2 protein-coding genes and 1 pseudogene are annotated in these 2,024 nt (G+C 75.9%); all 3 read right to left on the bottom strand.

The genetic code is table 11. The features are described 5' to 3' along the window. On the bottom strand, window positions 1–526 hold a 526-nt coding region (locus SSNG_RS44310), incomplete at its 3' end, for a methyltransferase domain-containing protein (protein WP_241695277.1). A 56-nt stretch (window positions 527–582) separates the two neighbouring features. Continuing rightward, window positions 583–1,242 (bottom strand): DUF2278 family protein, encoded by a 660-nt coding sequence (locus SSNG_RS31895; RefSeq protein WP_007268064.1) that lies wholly within the window; start codon window positions 1,240–1,242, stop codon window positions 583–585. 80 nt (window positions 1,243–1,322) lie between these two features. Further along, a pseudogene (locus tag SSNG_RS31890) lies at window positions 1,323–2,024 on the bottom strand (pyridoxal-phosphate dependent enzyme); the annotation flags it as partial.

The raw sequence follows: 2,024 nt of genomic DNA, 5'->3' as shown, positions 1-2,024 counted from the left end.
AGCCCGGCCCCCGCCCACAGCGTCCGCAGCGGCTCCGGGCCGGCACAGGGGAAGCAGCGGCGCTCGTCCAGCGCGGCCGCCGACGGGTCCAGGGCGACGGCCGCGTCCCCAGAAGTGCCCCAGGAACCCCATGCCGCCGGCGTAGTCCCAGACGTACGCGGCGACCAGCCCGCCCGGCCGCACCGCCCGGGCCGCCTCCGCGACCGCCGCGCCGGGGGCGGGCAGGAAAGTTCAGCGCGAGGGCGCTGACCGCGGCGTCGAACGCCCCGTCGCGCACCGGCAGCGCCTGCGCGTCGGCCACCGCGAAGACCGGCCCCGGGGTCCCGGCCGGTGCGGTGGCGGCCCGGGCGGCCGCCACGAAGGCGGCGGACCGGTCCACGCCCAGCACCAGCCCCGGCCGGCAGCGGGCCGCCACCGCCCCGGCCAGAGCACCCGTACCGCACCCGGCGTCGATCCACCGGGCGCCGGGGCCGACGCCGAGGGAGGCCGCGAATACCTCGGCCGCCCGCCGGCTCCACCGGCCCATGTAGCGCTCGTAGCCGTCTGCGGCGGCCCAGGTGTCGAAGCGGTCCTCCGGCACGGCTAGACGGGGTGTCCGTCGGGGCCGGTGTGTTCGGCCTGGCTGGAGAACCTGTTGAGGAAGACGTCGTACCGGCCGTCGGGCCGGCGGGTGAGGGTGGCGCCGTCCTGCCAGGTGCCGTTGTCGTCCCACCACTGGCTGCCGTACGGGTCGCCCTGGTTCTGGTGGATGTTGTGCATGCCGAGGCCGTGGTCGAAGGGCTCCCCGAAGACCATGATCTCCCGGCCGGGCAGCAGGATGGGTTCCAGCGCCCGCGCCGCGTCGAGGTTGGAGCCGGAGATCCAGGGACGGGGCGGGTTCAGCCGGTCCATCAGGTCCCGGAGCCAGGCGGGCGGGCGGACGGGGAAGGCGCAGCCGGGCCGGTGCCGCAGGGCCGGGTGCCGCTGGTAGTCGAGGGCGCCGGAGCCGGAGCTCGTCGACAGCTCGTGGTAGCCGGGGTCCAGGGAGGGCACCGGGTCGAGCACGGAGGCGGCCAGGGTGAGCACCTTCCACTGGACGCCGGTGGTGGACTGTTTGCTGTCCACGTCGACCGCGCACCGGTACCGGCCGGCGGGCGCGTCCACCTCCAGGTTGACGTGGAACCAGTGCCCCTGGGTGTCCGGCGTGTCGCGGAAGTGTCGGTGCAGCGTTCCCGACAGCACCCCGTAGGAGTCGAGCGGCATGCGGCCAGTCAACCACCGCCCCGGCGGGCGGGGGTGTGACGCGCGGGGGATCCCCTCCCCGGCCCCCGTACGGAGGGGGTTCAGCGGCGCAGGATCCGGGAGACGGCCTCCCAGGTGGGCTCGACGGGAGCCAGGGGCCGCGCGCCCACGCCGAGCCCCTTGAACCCGCTGGAGGTGGACACGCACACCACCGGGCCGTCGAAGCGTTCGCCGGCGGCGGTGCGCTGCTGGAGCCCGGCGAGTCCGGCCGCCGCGGACAGCTCCGCCCAGACCCCCTGGGAGGCGAGCCGGGCCTGCGCGCGGGCCAGTTCGGCGTCGGTGAGCAGCAGCGCCGACCCGCCGCTGTCGAGGACCGCGCGCACCGCCCGGTGGCTGCCGGCCGCGCAGTCGATGGCGTACGCGTCGGTCGGTCCGACCGGTACGACGGCGGCCGGGACGCCGGTGCGGACGGCGTGGGCGAGGGGTCCGCCGGCGGCCGGTTCGCAGCCGAACATGCGGGGGACGGTGTCCGTGACGCCGAGGCGGCGCAGTTCCGCGAAGCCCTTCCAGATGCCGTGGAGGAGCTCCCCGTAGCCGACGGGGGTGAACACGGCGGCGGGGACGCCAAGGTCGGCGTGGATCTCGTAGGCGATGGTCTTGTAGCCCTCGGACCCGAAGGGGTGGCCGGTGTGGGTGCGGGTGAGGTTGCTGACCGGGTGGTAGCCGAGGCGGTCGTGGATCTCGTTCAGCAGCGGCCAGCAAGTGTTCCACCGGGACGGGCAGGACGTCGGCCCCGTAGGCCG

Source organism: Streptomyces sp. C (assembly GCF_000158895.1).
Classification (GTDB): domain Bacteria; phylum Actinomycetota; class Actinomycetes; order Streptomycetales; family Streptomycetaceae; genus Streptomyces; species Streptomyces racemochromogenes.
Note: the sequence above shows the minus strand (reverse complement) of the source record. Positions and strands in the feature narration are given on the sequence as shown.